The following is a 15753-nucleotide window of genomic DNA, read 5'->3' as shown; positions in this document are numbered from 1 at the left end:
TTCCCATCACCGAAAGCGACTCCGTCACGTGTTCAACTCCCTCTCGGACCGACTGACTGCGACGTTCAAGAACCTCCGCGGCAAGGGGCGCCTGAGCGAGGCCGACGTTGACGCCACCGTCCGCGAGATCCGTCGCGCGCTGCTCGACGCCGACGTTGCCGTGCCGGTCGTGCGCGACTTCGCCGCACGCGTGCGCGAGCGCGCGCTCGGGGCCGAGGTCGCCGCGGCGCTCAACCCGAGCCAGCAGATCGTCAAGATCGTCAACGATGAGCTCGTGACGATTCTCGGCGGCGAGACCCGTCGTGTCCGCCTCGCGAAGAATCCCCCGACCGTCATTATGCTCGCTGGCCTCCAGGGTGCCGGCAAGACGACGCTCGCGGGCAAGCTCGCGAAGTGGCTCAAGGGCCAGGGGCACTCGCCCATCCTCGTCGCTGCCGACCTCCAGCGCCCCAATGCCGTGACCCAGCTCCAGGTCGTCGGCCAGCGCGCGGGCGTCGCCGTCTACGCGCCGCACCCCGGCGTCCAGTCCGAGTTCGAGGCCCCCACGGGCGACCCGGTCGGCGTCGCCCGGGGCGGCGTCGAGCAGGCGCGCCAGAAGCTCCACGACGTCGTGATCGTGGACACCGCCGGCCGCCTTGGCATCGACGCCGAGATGATGCAGCAGGCCGCAGACATCCGCGCCGCTGTGAATCCCGACGAGGTCCTCTTCGTCATCGACGCGATGATCGGCCAGGACGCCGTCAACACGGCGAAGGCGTTCGAAGAGGGCGTCGACTTCACTGGCGTCGTGCTCACGAAGCTCGACGGCGATGCACGCGGCGGCGCCGCGCTGTCCGTCGCGTCCGTCACCGGCCGCCCGGTCATGTTCGCGTCGACGGGCGAGGGCCTCGACGACTTCGAGCTCTTCCACCCGGACCGCATGGCCTCGCGCATCCTCGACATGGGCGACGTCCTCACGCTCATCGAGCAGGCCGAAGCGAACTGGGACAAGGGCGAAGCCGCCCGGATGGCGAAGAAGTTCGCCGACCAGGAGGACTTCACGCTTGAGGACTTCCTCGCCCAGATGCAGCAGATCCGCAAGATGGGCTCGATGAAGAAGCTGCTCATGATGATGCCGGGGGCCGCGCAGTTCCGGCAGCAGCTCGAACAGTTCGACGAGCGCGAAATCGACCGCGTCGAGGCGATCGTGCGCTCGATGACGCCCCACGAACGCGTTGCGCCGAAGATCATCAACGGCTCGCGCCGTTCCCGCATCGCCAAGGGCTCGGGCGTGCACGTCTCCGAGGTCAATGGGCTTCTCGAGCGCTTTGGCCAGGCGCAGAAGATGATGCGTCGCATGGCGCAAGGCGGCGGGATCCCCGGCATGCCGGGCGTTCCGGGAGCCGGCGGAGGGTCTCGCAAGCCCACGGGCAAGAACAACAAGAAGAAGGCGCGCTCGGGTAACCCCGCCAAGGCAGCCCAGCAGCTCCGAGAGGCGGAGCAGAAGCGCGCCGCGGGCGCCGCGAACGCCCTTCAGGGAGGCTCGGCCTTCGGCCAGCAGGCCCAGCCGGACTTCGATCCGGCCGCGCTCAATCTTCCGAAGGGCTTCGAGAAGTTCCTCGGGAATTAGAGCCCCGCAGAGCACGAAGGGCCCGGCGCGAACCGGGCCCTTCGTGCTGTTCAGGCTATTGCACGTCTACTCCGGCGAACCGACCGAGATTGTCTCGGGCAGGTAGACCTTGCCGCCCTGGGCGAGGAACTCAGCCGACTTCTGCTTCATGCCCTCGGTGACCTCGACGATGGCTTCCTGCGCTTCCTTCGAGCCGAACTCGTTCCGGATGTCCTGCGAGATGCGCATAGAGCAGAACTTCGGGCCGCACATCGAGCAGAAGTGAGCCGTCTTGGCCGGCTCTGCGGGCAGCGTTTCGTCGTGGAACGCCTCGGCCGTCGCGGGGTCGAGCGAGAGCGAGAACTGGTCCTTCCACCGGAACTCGAAGCGGGCCTTCGAGAGGGCGTCGTCGCGCTCGTGCGCGCCCGGGTGACCCTTCGCGAGGTCGGCCGAGTGCGCCGCGATCTTGTACGTGATGACGCCCGTCTTGACGTCGTCCTTGTTCGGGAGCCCGAGGTGCTCCTTCGGCGTCACGTAGCACAGCATCGCGGTGCCGTACCGAGCGATTTCGGTCGCGCCGATCGCGGACGTGATGTGGTCGTAGCCCGGCGCCACGTCGGTCACGAGCGGGCCGAGCGTGTAGAACGGCGCGCCGTCACACAGCTCCTGCTGCCGCTCGACGTTCTCGCGGACGAGGTGGAATGGAATGTGGCCCGGCCCCTCGACCATGACCTGCACGTCGTACGTCCATGCCCGCTTGGTGAGCTCGGCGAGCGTGTCGAGCTCGGCGAACTGAGCGGCGTCGTTCGCGTCCGCCGTGGAGCCCGGGCGCAGGCCGTCGCCGAGGGAGAACGCGACGTCGTACTGCGCGAAGATCTCGCACAGCTCGTCGAAATGCGTGTAGAGGAAGTTCTCCTCGTGGTGCGCGAGGCACCAGCCAGCCATGATCGATCCGCCGCGCGAGACGATTCCCGTGACGCGGTTCGCGGTGAGCGGCACGTAGCGCAGGAGCACGCCCGCGTGGATCGTCATGTAGTCGACGCCCTGCTCGCACTGCTCGATGACCGTGTCGCGGAAGATCTCCCACGTGAGCTTCGAGGCGTCGCCATTGACCTTCTCGAGCGCCTGGTAGATCGGCACAGTACCGATCGGCACGGGGGAGTTGCGGATGATCCATTCGCGCGTCGTGTGGATGTCGTCACCGGTCGAGAGGTCCATGACCGTGTCCGCGCCCCACTTGGTGGCCCACTGGAGCTTGTCGACCTCCTCGGCGATCGAGGAGGTCACGGCGGAGTTGCCGATGTTGGCGTTGATCTTCACGAGGAACGCCTTGCCGATGATCATCGGCTCCGACTCGGGGTGGTTGATGTTGTTCGGGATGATGGCACGGCCCGCGGCGACCTCGCTGCGGACGAGCTCGACGTCGCAGCTCTCCCGGAGCGCGACGTAGCGCATCTCCGGCGTGATCACGCCCTGGCGCGCGTAATGCATCTGCGTCACCCGGCGGCCGTCCTTGGCCCGCCTTGGGACGGGCTTCGCGCCCTTCCATTCGGCCGAGGCGGCGCCGCGCCGCACGGCCGAGCGGCCGTCGTCGAGCAGGTTCCGCTCGCGCCCCTCGTATGCCTCCGTGTCGTCGCGCTCCGCGATCCACGACGCGCGGTACGCCGGGAGCCCCACGACCGGGTCGCTGCCCGGCCCCGCGGTGCGGTAGACCCGCAGCGGCGCGTTGGGCTGCCCGTTGGGGGAGTCGTCGAGCGCGATCTCGGTGACGGGGACCCGCAGGCCGTGCTCGGCGTCCTCGAGGAATGCGAGCGAGTGGGCGGGGTGCTGTTCTTGCATTTCCGGTGTGCTCAAGGTGTGAGCCCTCACTTCCTACGCCGGCATGACCCGGACAGGTTCGACGGTCGCAGGCCGCGCCAGCCTGATCTCAGCCCTTGCGAGGGCACCCGTGTGGACGAAAGGGAGGCTAGCACGGCCGCTACTCTGGGCGGTATGACGGATGCTGCTCATGACGTCGTCCACCTGATGGGGCCGATCCTCACGGCGCGCGGAGAGTCGCGCCCCGAGGGGTGGATCGTGGACGGGCGCATGACGTACGTCCGGCCCGGGCGGCCCGTCACGAACGTGCTCGCGGGATGGGTCGTTCCGGGTCTCGTCGACGCGCACTGTCACCTCGGGCTCGTGGCCGGGGGAGCGGCGGACGACGGCGAGACCCTGCGGCAAGCGCGGACCGACGCCGCCGCCGGCACGCTCCTCGTGCGCGACTGCGGGAGCCCCGCGGACACGCGGTGGCTCGACGCGCGCAGCGACGTTCCCCGCGTCGTCCGCTCCGGGCGGCACCTCGCGCGCAGCCGACGCTACCTCCGCGGGCTCGCGGTCGAGGTCGAGCCCGAGGATCTTGTCGAGGCGGTGCGCCGCGAAGCCAAGGCCGGCGACGGCTGGGTCAAGCTCGTCGCGGACTGGATCGACCGCTCGGCCGGCGATCTGGCCCCCGCGTTCCCGGCCGCCGTCGTCCGCGAAGCCGTCCGTGCGGCGCACGACGAGGGGGCCCGCGTGACGGCGCATTCCTTCGCCGAGGCGACGATCGACGATCTGCTGGACGCCGGGATCGACTGCATCGAGCATGCGACGGGCCTTCAGCCGCGCCATCTCCCGAGGCTCGCCGAGCTGGGCGTCCCGATTGTCCCGACGCTCGTCAACGTCGCGACCTTTCCGGACATCGCGGCGCGCGCCGACGGGAAGTTCCCCGCGTACGCCGCGCGGATGCGCGCCCTGTGGGCGCGGCGCTTCGAGCGCATCGCCGAGGCCCACGCAGCGGGTGTTCGAATCTACGCGGGAACCGATGCGGGCTCGGTGATCGCGCACGGCCGGCTTCCCGAGGAGATCGCGCTCCTCGCCGAGGCGCTGGGAGCCGAGGCAGCGGTCGACGCCGCGTGCTGGGGAGCGCGGTCGTGGCTCGGCGCCCCGGCGCTCGGCGAGGGCGAGCCCGCGGACCTCGTCGTGCTCGACGCCGACCCCCGCTGGGACGTGACGACGCTCTCCCGCCCGCGTGGCGTGCTGCGCGCGGGACGAGCGCTCCGGGGCGGGGAATAGAAATCCTTGATTGAAGCTTCAAGTAAATGTAGTCTTGAAGTTGTCAGTCCACCCGAGGAGCCCCCATGACGACGCCCGCCCCCGTCCCTGCCGCCAGCGCCCAAGACCTCCTGCCCGCGGACCTGAGCATGGGCACTGTCATGCTCAAGGTGGGCAACATGAACCTCATGCTCGACTACTACGAGCGCGCGATCGGCCTCGTGCCGATCTCGGAGTCCCTGGGCGGAGTCTTCCTCGGGCGCAATGGCCTCCCGATCATCCATCTGAGCCCCGCCGCGGGGCTCCAGATCCCGGGCCGCGGCGAGGCCGGCCTGTTCCACACGGCGATCCTGTTCGAGAGCCGAGCCGACCTCGCAGCCGCGATTGCGACGGCCGCCCGGTACGATCCGCGACTCTTCGCAGGCAGCGCCGACCACCTCGTCTCGGAGGCCTTCTACTTCACCGACCCCGAGGGCAACGGCGTCGAGCTCTACTTCGACAAGCCGCGCAGCACGTGGGAGTGGCAGGGGAGCCGGGTCGTCATGGACAGCCTCCCGCTGCCGCCGCAGGCCTACCTCAACGCCAACCTCACGGAACAGGCTCTCGACGGCCAGCACGAGTCCGCGGCCGGCATCGGCCACGTGCACCTCCAGGTCGGCGACATCCCCACGGCGCATCGCTTCTACGTCGAGACGCTCGGCTTCGAGCAGACCGCTGGATGGCACGGCCAGGCTCTCTTCGTCTCTGCTGGCAAATATCACCACCACATGGCCATGAACGTGTGGAACAGCCGCGGGGCGGGCCCGCGCAAGGACACGCTGGGCCTCGGGGAAGTGCTCATCCACGTACCCGCCCACGATGACATCCTCGCGGCCGCCGACCGCCTCAAGGCCGCGGGCATTGCGACACACCACACCGGCCTCGAGCTCCGCTTCGAGGACCCCTGGCGCAATTCCATCCGCATGGCGCTCTGACCCCAGCAGGTTCGTGCAGCCTGACCGCTCCTGCGCTACGCTCGACGTGTCCGCGGATTCGCGGGCACGTTGTCCGTCTCGCCGCCGATGCCGCCGGGCCTGCCCGGCGATCGGCACCCGCCTTTCAAGGGGGATACCGTGTCAGCTCCCAGCCCATTCGCCGAAGTCTTCGTTTCGACCCATGCCGACGCCCTGCAGAGGGCTTTGGCGCTCGACTCCGGGTCGGCGTCCAATCTGGACGGAGAAGGCGTCCGCATCCCCGGAGTGTCCGACTATGAGATCGAGCAGCTCGGAACGCTCGTCGGATCCGCCGTCCACGCGGCGGGCGCCGACTACGAGCTCACGATGGTCGACGTCTCGAGCGATACCCTCCTGGCTGTCCCTCCCGCGATGATTCGCGCGCTCGCCGAACTGCTCGCCTACGAATCCGACGAGGGCGAGGGGGACGCGGTCGAACGCGTGGCCGCGGCGTGGGTCGATCAGGAGGACCTGCCCTTCGACGCGCAGGAGGCCTACGGCTACGTCGAGCAGCTCGCGAAGCTCGCGGCCGACGTCGACGACTCGGATCGCCAGGAGCTTTTCGTCTGGGCGGGCTCGTGATCCGAATTCCCCGGAGGAATCGCGATTCGGTCGCCGAGTCTGGCACAATAGTCGGGTACCCGATCCGCGTGGCCCCTCTCTCCGCGCGCGTCGTGTCCGAATAGAGCCCATCCGAGTACGGCCCGCCCCACGGGAGCGGAAAGCGTGGGCTCGATCCGTGTGCAGAAACAGGAGTGACCACAAAAGTGGCCGTTAAGATTCGACTCAAGCGCTTCGGCAAGATGCGCGCGCCGTACTACCGCATTGTCGTCGCCGACTCGCGCACCAAGCGCGATGGCCGTGCGATCGAGGAGATCGGCAAGTACCACCCGATCGAGGAGCCCTCGTTCATCGAGGTCAACTCGGAGCGGGCGCAGTACTGGCTCTCCGTCGGCGCCCAGCCGACCGAGCAGGTCCTCGCGATCTTCAAGGTCACGGGTGACTGGCAGAAGTTCAAGGGCCTCCCGGGCCAGGAGGGTACCCTCAAGTACCCGAAGGGCAAGGAGCCGTTCGTGGCTCCCGAGAAGGGCTCCGTGATCGTCCCCGAGGCCCCTAAGGCCGAGAAGGCTGCCGACGAGGCTCCGGCCGAGGCCGAGACGACCGAGGCTGAGTAGCTTGCTGGCCGACGCGCTCGAGCACCTCGTCCGGGGGATCGTGGACAATCCGGACGACGTCCAGGTGGAGGCGAAGAACAGCCGTCGCGGCGACGTTCTCGAGGTCCGCGTCCATCAGGACGACCTGGGCCGGGTGATCGGCCGCCAGGGCCGCACGGCACGTGCGCTGCGGACCGTCGTGGCGGCGCTTGCGGACGGGGACGCCGTCCGAGTGGACGTCGTCGACACCGACCGCCGCCGCTAGCGCCCGCGGGCCGCAGCAGCTGCCCACCATCATGAGGCTCCGGCCCCTCGCCCGATTGGAGGGCTGAGGGGCCGGAGCTTTTTGGCCTCAAGGCACGCCCTCGCGGGAGGGCTGGCCGCAACAGGAATTGCACGAGCACACCGCACGAGGAAGGGAATCGATGCAGCTGCGCGTCGCACGCATCGGCAAGCCGCACGGGATCCGCGGCGAGGTCACGGTCCAGGTTCTGACCGACTCGCCCGAGGAGCGCTTCGACCGGGGCGCGGTGCTGGCGTACGACGTCGAGGCGGCCACACCTGGCTCCCTCGCCGTGCGGACGCTCACCGTGCGCTCGGCGCGGTGGAACAAGGACATCCTCGTGCTCGGGTTCGAGGAGGTGCCGGACCGCAACCGCGCCGAGGAGCTCCGGGGGACCACCCTGTACGTGGACACCGAGGAGCTCGACGACGAGAGCGAGGAGGGCTGGTACGAGCACGAGCTCGTCGGGCTCGAGGTGCGCGTCGACGGCCGCGCGGTCGGCACCGTCGCCGCATTGCAGGTCATGCCCGCCCAGGACCTGCTCGTGGTGGACACACCGGACGGCGAGGTCCTCGTCCCCTTCGTTGAGGAGATCGTGCCGGAAGTCGACGTCGAGGGCGGCTTCGTCGTCGTCCTGCCGCCCACCGGCCTGTTCGAGCTCAACCGCGAAGCCGGCGGCGACGACTCGCCGGGCGAGACTCGCGGAGGCGACGCCTAGGTGCGCGTCGACGTCGTCAGCATCTTCCCCGAGTACCTCGCTCCCCTGCGCCTCTCCCTCCTCGGCCGCGCCCAGGAGGGGGGCCTCCTCGACCTGGAGGTCCACGACCTCCGCGACTTCGCGTTCGATCGGCACCGGACCGTCGACGACACGCCGTACGGCGGCGGCGCGGGCATGGTCATGAAGGCCGAACCGTGGGCGCTGGCCCTCGAGTCCGTGCTTGCCGAGCTTGCTGAGCTTGCCGCGCAGACTCCCGCCGCGGACCTGCCCACCCTCATCGTGCCCTCGCCCGCGGGCGAGGTCTTCACGCAGCGGCTCGCCTACGAGCTCGCCGAGGAACCGAGCCTCACGTTCGCGTGCGGCCGCTACGAAGGCATCGACGAACGCGTGCTCGAGTGGGCGCGTGGGCACTTCCGGGTGCGGCCCGTGAGCCTCGGCGACTATGTGCTCAACGGCGGGGAGGTAGCCGTCATGGCGATGGTCGAAGCCATCGGCCGTCTCCTTCCGGGAGTCGTCGGCAACCCCGAATCGCTTGTCGAGGAATCGCACGCCGACGGGCTCCTTGAGTATCCCGTGTACACGAAGCCGTCCTCGTGGCGAGGCCACGACGTGCCCGAGGTCCTCTTGAGCGGCAACCACGGGCTCATCGCCCGGTGGCGCCGCGAGCAGCAGCTGCGTCGCACGGCCGCGCGGCGCCCCGAGCTCCTCGAGGGGGCCGATCCGTCCGAGTTCGGCCGTGAGGAGCGCGCGGTGCTCGCCGAACTCGGGTACGACGTCGTCGAAGGTCGCCTCGCGCGCCCCTGAATTGCCGCGTGATTCGCCCGGCGGGGGCTCGGCATGGCAGAATAGAGCGTTGCGCCCGCCGGGCCCGGACTCTGCCACAGGGGAGCCGGTCAACGGACTGGGCGGCCCGCGGCCGGGTCAGCCGGCCCGCGGGTGAGAGCCCCGGGCCTCCGCGGCCCGTGACTGAAGCGATTGACCTGTGGCAGTCGCCAGGAGAAGCACAATGCACAATCTCGACTCGGTTGACGCCGCGTCCCTGCGGTCCGACATTCCGTCCTTCGCGCCGGGCGACACCATCAAGGTGCACGTCAACATCATCGAAGGCAAGAACTCGCGTATCCAGGTCTTCCAGGGCTTCGTCGTCGGCCGCCAGGGCCACGGCGTCCGCGAGACGTTCACCGTCCGCAAGGTCTCCTTCGGCGTGGGCGTCGAGCGCACGTTCCCGGTGCACTCCCCGATCATCGACAAGATCGAGGTTGTGACCAAGGGCGACGTCCGCCGCGCGAAGCTCTACTACATGCGCGAGCTCCGCGGCAAGGCCGCGAAGATCAAGGAGAAGCGCGACTACACGGCCGCGAAGTAAGACCTGGCGATTGCATCGCCGCTCAGGCCTTACCGCTTCAGCCGCAGACGTTTCGTGACTTCTCAAGCAGACTCCGAACGCGGCACCCGGACCGAGCGCCGGCCCAGGCTTCTGGGCTGGCGCTCGGCGTTTCTCGGGGTGCTCGCGGCCGTCCTCGTGTGGGGGATCGTCCGCGCACTCATCGTGGACGTCTACTACATTCCCTCCGGTTCGATGGAGCCCCTCCTCAAGCCGGGTGACCGCATCGCCGTCTCGCGCACGGCGTTCGCCGGGCGCTCGGTGGCGCGCGGCGATGTCGTCGTCTTCGATGGGCGCGGCTCGCTCGCGCCCCTCGAAAGCGGCCGAGGCTGGCTCGGGGACGCCGTGTGGGGCGTGGGCGAGTGGCTCGGCGTCGTCCCCAACGAAACCGTGTACGTCAAGCGGGTCGTCGGCGTCGCGGGAGACCATGTCGCGTGCTGCACGCCAGATGGGCATCTGACCGTCAACGGGGCCCCGCTCGCCGAGCGGTATGTCTATCCGGGCGACGCGCCGAGCACGGTCACGTTCGACGTCGTCGTCCCGCAGGGCAGGCTGTGGCTCCTGGGCGACCACCGCTCGGACTCGGTCGACTCCCGCTCGCTCCTCGGGGCGCCCGGCGGCGGGCTCATCCGCACGGACCGCGTCATCGGCGAACCGGTCGCCATTCTGTGGCCGCTTGATAGATTGGGGGAAATGAGCACCATGGAGGGACATCAGTGACGCACGGGGCCGGAACAGGATCGGACGCCGCGGATTCCGCCGCTCCTCACCACGAAGACACTTCGGAGTATGCGGGCAGGCAGAAGCGCAACGGATTCCTCGCTCTCCTCCGTGAGATCGCGCTCATCCTCGTGATCTCCATCGTGCTCTCGTTCGTCATCAAGACGTTCTTCTTCAAGGCGTTCTACATCCCGTCCGAGTCGATGGTGCCGACGCTCGAGGAGAACGACCGGATCTTCGTGAACCTCATGGTCCCGAGGAACTTCGCGCTCGAGCGCGGCGACGTCGTCGTGTTCAAGGACACGAAGGGCTGGCTCCCGCCGTCCTCTGAAGGAGGGCAGAACTGGTTCCAGGAGAGCCTCGAGTTCATCGGCCTGCTCCCGGACACGTCACAGCAGCACCTCATCAAGCGACTCGTCGGGCTCCCCGGAGACCACGTCGTGTGCTGCGACGCCCAGCAGCGCATCACGGTCAACGGGGTCGCGCTCAGCGAGCCCTACGTCAACCCGGCGGAGATCCCGCGCCCCGTCCCCTTCGATGTGACCGTTCCGGCGGGCAAGGTGTGGGTGATGGGAGACAACCGCAACCACTCCTCGGACTCCCGCTACCACAACGCGCAGGAACCCGGCAACGGATTCATCGACCTAGGCGACGTCGAAGGCCAGGCCGTCGTCATCGCGTGGCCGCTCAACCGCCTCGGCGCGCTCGGCAACTACCCGAGCACGTTCTCCTCCGTCCCGAGCCCCAAGTAACATGACCGCGCTAGACCAGGCCACCCCCGACCGGCGAGACGCTCCAAGACGCGCACCGGCCGTACCGACCCTCCGTTACGTGCGGCGGCTCGCCACTGAGTTCGGGCCGCTCGTCGCGGGCTGCGACGAGGTCGGCCGCGGAGCCCTCGCGGGTCCGGTGAGCGTGGGGGTCGTCGTGATCGACGTGCGCTCGGCGCGGACGCGGACCGTGCTGCGCGACAGCAAGCTGCTCGCGCCCGAGCGGCGGGTCGAGCTCGTCCCGATGGTCCGCTCGTGGGCGCTCGCGAGCGCCGTGGGCCATGCGAGCGCCGATGAGATCGACGACGTCGGGCTGATGGAGGCGCTGAGGCTTGCCGGCATGCGTGCCCTGGGTCAGATCGAAGCTGCGGGGATCGTGCCCGACGTCGTCCACCTCGACGGCAACTACGACTGGCTCGGGCGCGGGGGGCAGGGTTCCCTTTTCGGTGACGCGACGCCCATGCCCACCGTCCCGGTGCGCACGATGATCAAGGCCGACCTCAAGTGCCAGGCCGTCGCGGCCGCGAGCATTCTCGCGAAGGTCGAGCGCGACGCGATCATGGTGGATCTCGGCGTGCAGGAGCCCCGCTTCGGCTGGGCCGTCAACAAGGGCTACGCGACGCCTGAGCATCGCGCGGCCCTCCACTCCTTCGGGCCCACGGTGTGGCACCGGCGGAGCTGGAACCTCGACCGGGCCGCGGTCGAGGCCCTCGACGGTGATGGATGATAGGACTATGAGCGCAGAAGACCTCGAGAACTATGAGACTGACATGGAGCTTCAGCTCTACCGGGAGTACCGCGATGTCGTCTCGCTCTTCAGCTACGTCGTGGAGACCGAACGTCGGTTCTACCTCGCCAACCACGTGGACCTCCAGGCGCGGTCCGCGGACGGTGAAGTGTATTTCGACCTGACCCTTCAGGATGCGTGGGTCTGGGATGTCTACCGGAGCGCGCGCTTCGTCAAGAGCGTTCGCGTGATCACGTTCAAGGACGTGAACGTCGAGGAGCTGCCCAAGGTCGAGGACCTGGCCCTCCCGAAGGAAGGCCTGGGCACGTAACCCAGGCTGCCTTCTCGCGATAGCCCTCCACAGCCGTCCGGGCGGCGGTTCGTCCACATAGCGCTGATCGCCCGGTGCAACGGGGCGCCGACGCTGGCACTGTGGCCCTATGAGGGCAAAGGACTGGGTGGGCCAGCGCGGCGAACGTCTCGCCGAGGCGTATCTCGAGACGATCGGCTTCACGGTGCTGGACCGGAACTGGCGCGGAACCGGCGGCGAACTGGATCTCGTGGCGCTCGACGGCGACGTCCTGGTCGCCGTCGAGGTCAAGGCGAGGTCCTCGTGGGCGTTCGGTCACCCGTTTGAAGCGGTCGACGGCGGCAAGCTCGCCCGGATCGTCAGGCTCGCCGCGGCCTGGGCGCGCGAGCGCGACCTGCTGAACCGGCGACGGCGCGTGGACGTCATCGCCGTGACCGGCATTGGGCGAGCTGACACGCCCCTCGTCGAGCATCTGCGGGGCGTTGCATGAGAGGGTACAGCCGACTGCGCCGCCGAGTGGGCTGCGGGGTTCCGGATCACACGCCCCGTGCGTCGGACCCTTCGAGGACTGGGACGGGCAGAGGAGCTGGGGGACTCCCGGTTTCCGAGGCTGGCTCGCTGCCCTCGCCTTCGCCACTGCTGAAGAGCACGAGGTTCCCGTCTGGGGCAGTAGCCACGTGGGCGTGGCGGCCGGCTCTTCTCGCACGGCGCTCTGCTTTCGCGCCGCTGCCGAGAGTGAGCCCGAGGATGCTCATCCCGACGATGAAGCCGTAGACGACGCACCGCTCGAACCATCCGCGGGGGTACGCATGGTTGGGGTCGAGCCACCCCCAGCTGAGCGCCAGGAGCATGGCGCCTCCGTAGGTCGCCCAGCCTGCCGAAACGATCATCGCGAGCGAGACGACCGGCCGCGGCGTCCACCACAGGACTGCGACGAACAGCACCGTGAGCACCGAGCAGGCGAGGAAGGCCTCCGTGCTGTACACGTGCATCGGGGTGTTGTAGTCCTCAGGGAAGGCGCCGACCCCGACGAGGGAAACGCCGGCGAGGCCCATGAAGCACCGAGTGGCGTTGGTGAGGTGATGACGCCAGCCCACCCGGTGGCCGAAATGCTCGCCCAAGACGTGCCGGCCAATACTCCGCAGCTCGCTGACTCCGCCTGCGCCGTCCCCGACGGGGCGGGCGGTCGCTTCCCTGAACCGCTCATGGTGGCCGCCGACGCGGAGCACCGTGGACGTGATGAGAGCGGCAGCGATGACGATCCCAATCCCCAGGAAGATAAGCGAGAGGTCCATTACGGGAAAGAGGGGCGAGCAGATGTTGCGCGCGTAGATGCTGCCTGTATCCCGAGGCTGGCAGCCGCGCGCCCCGAGGTCGCTGATGAAGTACTGCGCGTAGTCGTAGGTCACGTAGTTGGAGGGCGGCGGTTTCGTCGGGTCCACCCATGCCACGGCCGCGACGCGCTCGATGACGAAGTACAGCAGGAGGCTCCGCGCGGCCCAGGACCCGATGATGTGACGGGTGTCGGCGGGACCGGGGCACCGGGCGGCCGTCCAAGGCGTGAAGATGCTCGCGAGGATGGCTTTGGGGTTCATGGCGACGATTAACGCGCTTCGATGGACAAATATCAAGAGGGCCCATGGACGTGACCGAAAACGTCGGCCTACTGGATGCTTGCTGTCGAATCTCGCTGGGTTCGGCGCGCTCCCTGTGTTCCTCCACAGAGGTATTTCCGGGGCGTCGTCCACATGCGGCTTGCATGGCGCGACGGCCCTGCGTGCGGTCAGGCAGGGTGGATTCATGGGGGAATTCGAGGGCGCAAGACCGCCGGGGGCGGGTTGGTTCGGGGAGATCGTGCCAGACCGGGGGCACGGTTCCGCGTGGGATGGGCGGTGCACGTGAGCGGGTTCGGACGGGCGCTCGGGGTCGGTCTCGTAGGGCTCAACGGCTATCTCGTCGAGGTCGAGGCAGATATCGGCCAGACGCTTCCGGCCTTCGTGCTGCTGGGGCTGCCGGATTCGGCGTTGACCGAGGCGAAGGAGCGGGTCCGATCGGCGGCGCAGAACTCGGGCGTGCCGTTGAGCCGGAGGAAGATCACGGTCAATCTCCTGCCTGCGGCCCTGCCGAAGCGGGGTACCGCGTTCGACCTCGCGATCACGGTCGCGGCCCTCGCCGCTGCGGGGGACATTCGCGCGCCGGCCGATACGGTATTCATCGCCGAGCTCGGCCTCGACGGGCGGCTGCGGCCAGTTCAGGGCATCCTGCCGGCGGTCATGGCGGCCGTGCGTGCCGGGTACCCCGATGTGATCGTGGCTGCCGCCAACGGCCCCGAGGCCAGGCTTGTCCCCGGGGCGAGGGTCCATGAGTACGAGAGCCTCGGCGGGCTCGCACTCGATCTCGGGGCGGATCCGCTCAAGGTGGTTCTTCCCGAGCCCGTTCCAGACTCGGATCGGGCCGAGGGCGGGCTACGCCGCGAGGGTTCCGAAAGCGAGGGTGGGGTGGTCCCAGGGAGCGGGAGCCCCGACCTCCGCGACGTTGCCGGCCAGTCAGACGCCCGTGCTGCGCTCGAGGTCGCTGCGGCGGGTGGGCATCACCTGTTCATGCTCGGCCCACCCGGAGTGGGGAAGACCATGCTGGCCGAGCGGTTGCCGGGGATCCTGCCCGACCTGGACGACGAGGCTGCGATGGAGGTGACTGCGATTCATTCGCTGTCGAAGCTCCCGAGCGCGACGAGGGAACTCGTGCGCCGACCGCCATTCGAGAGCCCCCACCACACCGCGAGCCAGGTCGCCGTCATCGGCGGCGGCTCGGGAATCCCGCGGCCCGGCGCGGCCTCGCGAGCCCACCGGGGAGTCCTCTTCCTTGACGAGGCGCCCGAATTCGGGGGGCGCACCCTAGACTCGCTCCGTCAGCCGCTCGAAAGCGGTGAGGTCTCGATACACCGATCAGCAGGTCATGCGACGTACCCCGCGCGATTTCAGCTCGTGCTCGCCGCCAACCCCTGTCCGTGCGGCCAGTCGTCGGGCAAGGGCCTTCTCTGCACGTGTCCGCCGCAGGTGCGTCGTCGCTATCTTGCCCGGCTCTCGGGGCCGCTCCTCGACCGCGTCGACATCCAGGTGGGCGTGCGGCCGCCGTCGCCTTACGATCTGGCCGCGAACGAACCTCACGAATCTTCAGCGGTGGTCGCGGCCCGCGTGAAGACGGCTCGTGCGCGGCAGGCCGAACGGCTCGCTCCCTACGGCCTCCACACCAATTCCGAGATTCCCGGCCGCCTTCTCCGCGGGCCGTTTCTGCCGTCCCGATCGGTCGTCCGCACGCTCGAGGAGGCGCTCGAGCGGTGCACTCTGACGGCGCGAGGATACGACAGGGTGCTTCGCCTCGCATGGACTATCGCCGACCTTGCTGGGCATGACGTGCCGGACGGAGACGACGTGGGCCAAGCATTGCTGTTCCGGACGACCGAGGGGAGTCGCTGATGGGAGGCGTTCAGTTCAGGGGAGCTGGCCTCGGGGTTCCGATCGACGAAGGACTGGAGGACGTGCGGATCGCACGCGCCGCGCTGACCCGGCTCATCGAACCGGGGGATGTCACCGGGGCCGCCCTCGTGGCGACGATCGGTCCGGGTGCCGCCTTTGCTGTGGCGACCGGCCGATCGCGCCTTGAGGCCGGCCGAGATGCCGAGATCGGGCAGCTGGCCGTCGAGTGCGGCGCCAAGCGCTGGGAAGGAGTCTCGGCAGCTCAGGAGCGGTGGCGAGGTCGGGTTCCCCAACTCGCGCCGGAGCGCGACCTCGAGACCATCGCCCGCTTCGGAGGTCGGCTCATCATCCCTGAGGACGCGGAATGGCCGGAGGGATTCGACGACCTCGGTGTCCAAGCCCCGATCGCGCTCTGGGTCCGCGGGGAAGAACGCGTCGCAGCGCTGAGGCGCAGTGTGGCCGTGGTTGGGTCGCGGGCTGCCACCGCGTACGGCCTCGAAGTGGCCGGGGAGATCTCGAAGGGCCTCGTGGACCGCGGGATCACGGTCGTGAGCGGGGG

17 protein-coding genes, 1 pseudogene and 1 riboswitch are annotated in these 15753 nt (G+C 69.0%); of the genes and pseudogenes, 16 read left to right on the top strand and 2 right to left on the bottom strand.

The window, feature by feature from the left end; all coding sequences use genetic code 11:
* Positions 1 to 28 precede the first annotated feature (28 nt).
* Complete coding sequence (gene ffh, locus SPF06_RS17695) at positions 29 to 1609, top strand: signal recognition particle protein (RefSeq protein ID WP_323280454.1); 1581 nt, start codon at positions 29 to 31, stop codon at positions 1607 to 1609.
* A gap of 66 nt (positions 1610 to 1675) precedes the next feature.
* Here the strand turns inward: ffh and thiC are convergent, their stop codons facing one another.
* Positions 1676 to 3427 carry a phosphomethylpyrimidine synthase ThiC gene (gene thiC / locus SPF06_RS17690; RefSeq protein WP_323280512.1) on the bottom strand — a complete coding sequence of 584 codons (1752 nt, stop codon included), beginning with the start codon at positions 3425 to 3427 and terminating at the stop codon, positions 1676 to 1678.
* 13 nt (positions 3428 to 3440) lie between these two features.
* Positions 3441 to 3548: riboswitch (TPP riboswitch) on the bottom strand.
* 32 nt (positions 3549 to 3580) lie between these two features.
* On the opposite strand from thiC, the gene SPF06_RS17685 reads away from it, so the two are divergent.
* The 13 genes from SPF06_RS17685 to SPF06_RS17625 all read left to right on the top strand — a co-directional run bounded on the left by SPF06_RS17685 (position 3581) and on the right by SPF06_RS17625 (position 12208).
* The gene (locus SPF06_RS17685) at positions 3581 to 4681 is read left to right on the top strand and encodes an amidohydrolase family protein (protein ID WP_323280453.1); all 1101 of its coding nucleotides are present in this window, start codon (positions 3581 to 3583) and stop codon (positions 4679 to 4681) included.
* Positions 4682 to 4746: 65 nt separating this feature from the next.
* A complete protein-coding gene (locus tag SPF06_RS17680; protein WP_323280452.1) occupies positions 4747 to 5634 on the top strand; it encodes a VOC family protein in 888 nt (295 codons plus the stop codon).
* A gap of 138 nt (positions 5635 to 5772) precedes the next feature.
* A complete protein-coding gene (locus SPF06_RS17675; protein ID WP_323280451.1) occupies positions 5773 to 6234 on the top strand; it encodes a hypothetical protein in 462 nt (153 codons plus the stop codon).
* 185 nt (positions 6235 to 6419) lie between these two features.
* Positions 6420 to 6827 (top strand): 30S ribosomal protein S16, encoded by a 408-nt coding sequence (rpsP, locus tag SPF06_RS17670; RefSeq protein WP_323280450.1) that lies wholly within the window; start codon positions 6420 to 6422, stop codon positions 6825 to 6827.
* A gap of 1 nt (position 6828) precedes the next feature.
* On the top strand, positions 6829 to 7071 hold the full coding sequence (locus SPF06_RS17665; protein WP_323280449.1) for an RNA-binding protein: 243 nt from the start codon (positions 6829 to 6831) through the stop codon (positions 7069 to 7071).
* Between the two features lie 160 nt (positions 7072 to 7231).
* Positions 7232 to 7807: a ribosome maturation factor RimM gene (gene rimM / locus SPF06_RS17660; RefSeq protein WP_323280448.1), complete on the top strand. Its 576-nt coding sequence runs from the start codon at positions 7232 to 7234 to the stop codon at positions 7805 to 7807.
* Positions 7808 to 8611 (top strand): tRNA (guanosine(37)-N1)-methyltransferase TrmD, encoded by an 804-nt coding sequence (gene trmD / locus SPF06_RS17655; protein WP_323280447.1) that lies wholly within the window; start codon positions 7808 to 7810, stop codon positions 8609 to 8611. It abuts the gene before it with no gap.
* A gap of 202 nt (positions 8612 to 8813) precedes the next feature.
* Entirely contained in the window at positions 8814 to 9173 is a 360-nt protein-coding gene (rplS, locus tag SPF06_RS17650) for a 50S ribosomal protein L19 (protein WP_323280446.1), read from the top strand.
* Between the two features lie 54 nt (positions 9174 to 9227).
* On the top strand, positions 9228 to 9911 hold the full coding sequence (gene lepB / locus SPF06_RS17645; protein WP_323280445.1) for a signal peptidase I: 684 nt from the start codon (positions 9228 to 9230) through the stop codon (positions 9909 to 9911).
* On the top strand, positions 9908 to 10663 hold the full coding sequence (gene lepB, locus SPF06_RS17640; RefSeq protein WP_428985793.1) for a signal peptidase I: 756 nt from the start codon (positions 9908 to 9910) through the stop codon (positions 10661 to 10663). Before lepB (SPF06_RS17645) ends, lepB (SPF06_RS17640) begins: the two co-directional genes overlap by 4 nt.
* Positions 10664 to 10742: 79 nt before the next feature.
* Positions 10743 to 11408, top strand: coding sequence for a ribonuclease HII (gene rnhB / locus SPF06_RS17635; protein WP_323280444.1), 666 nt, complete (start codon positions 10743 to 10745; stop codon positions 11406 to 11408).
* 7 nt (positions 11409 to 11415) lie between these two features.
* Entirely contained in the window at positions 11416 to 11739 is a 324-nt protein-coding gene (locus tag SPF06_RS17630) for a DUF2469 domain-containing protein (RefSeq protein ID WP_323280443.1), read from the top strand.
* Positions 11740 to 11848: 109 nt separating this feature from the next.
* On the top strand, positions 11849 to 12208 hold the full coding sequence (locus SPF06_RS17625) for a YraN family protein (protein ID WP_323280442.1): 360 nt from the start codon (positions 11849 to 11851) through the stop codon (positions 12206 to 12208).
* A 46-nt stretch (positions 12209 to 12254) separates the two neighbouring features.
* Here SPF06_RS17625 and SPF06_RS17620 read toward each other — a convergent pair whose 3' ends face one another.
* Positions 12255 to 13313, bottom strand: coding sequence for a DUF998 domain-containing protein (locus tag SPF06_RS17620; RefSeq protein ID WP_323280441.1), 1059 nt, complete (start codon positions 13311 to 13313; stop codon positions 12255 to 12257).
* Positions 13314 to 13616: 303 nt separating this feature from the next.
* Here SPF06_RS17620 and SPF06_RS17615 point away from each other — a divergent pair, with 303 nt between their 5' ends.
* Complete coding sequence (locus SPF06_RS17615; RefSeq protein WP_428985792.1) at positions 13617 to 15194, top strand: YifB family Mg chelatase-like AAA ATPase; 1578 nt, start codon at positions 13617 to 13619, stop codon at positions 15192 to 15194.
* Positions 15194 to 15742: pseudogene (locus tag SPF06_RS22165) on the top strand (DNA-processing protein DprA); the annotation flags it as partial. The gene SPF06_RS17615 and the pseudogene SPF06_RS22165, both read left to right, overlap by 1 nt.
* Between the last annotated feature and the right edge of the window lie 11 nt (positions 15743 to 15753).

The organism is Sinomonas terricola, from assembly GCF_034931225.1.
In the GTDB taxonomy this organism is placed as follows: domain Bacteria; phylum Actinomycetota; class Actinomycetes; order Actinomycetales; family Micrococcaceae; genus Sinomonas; species Sinomonas terricola.
This window is presented reverse-complemented; position numbering and strand designations above follow the sequence as displayed.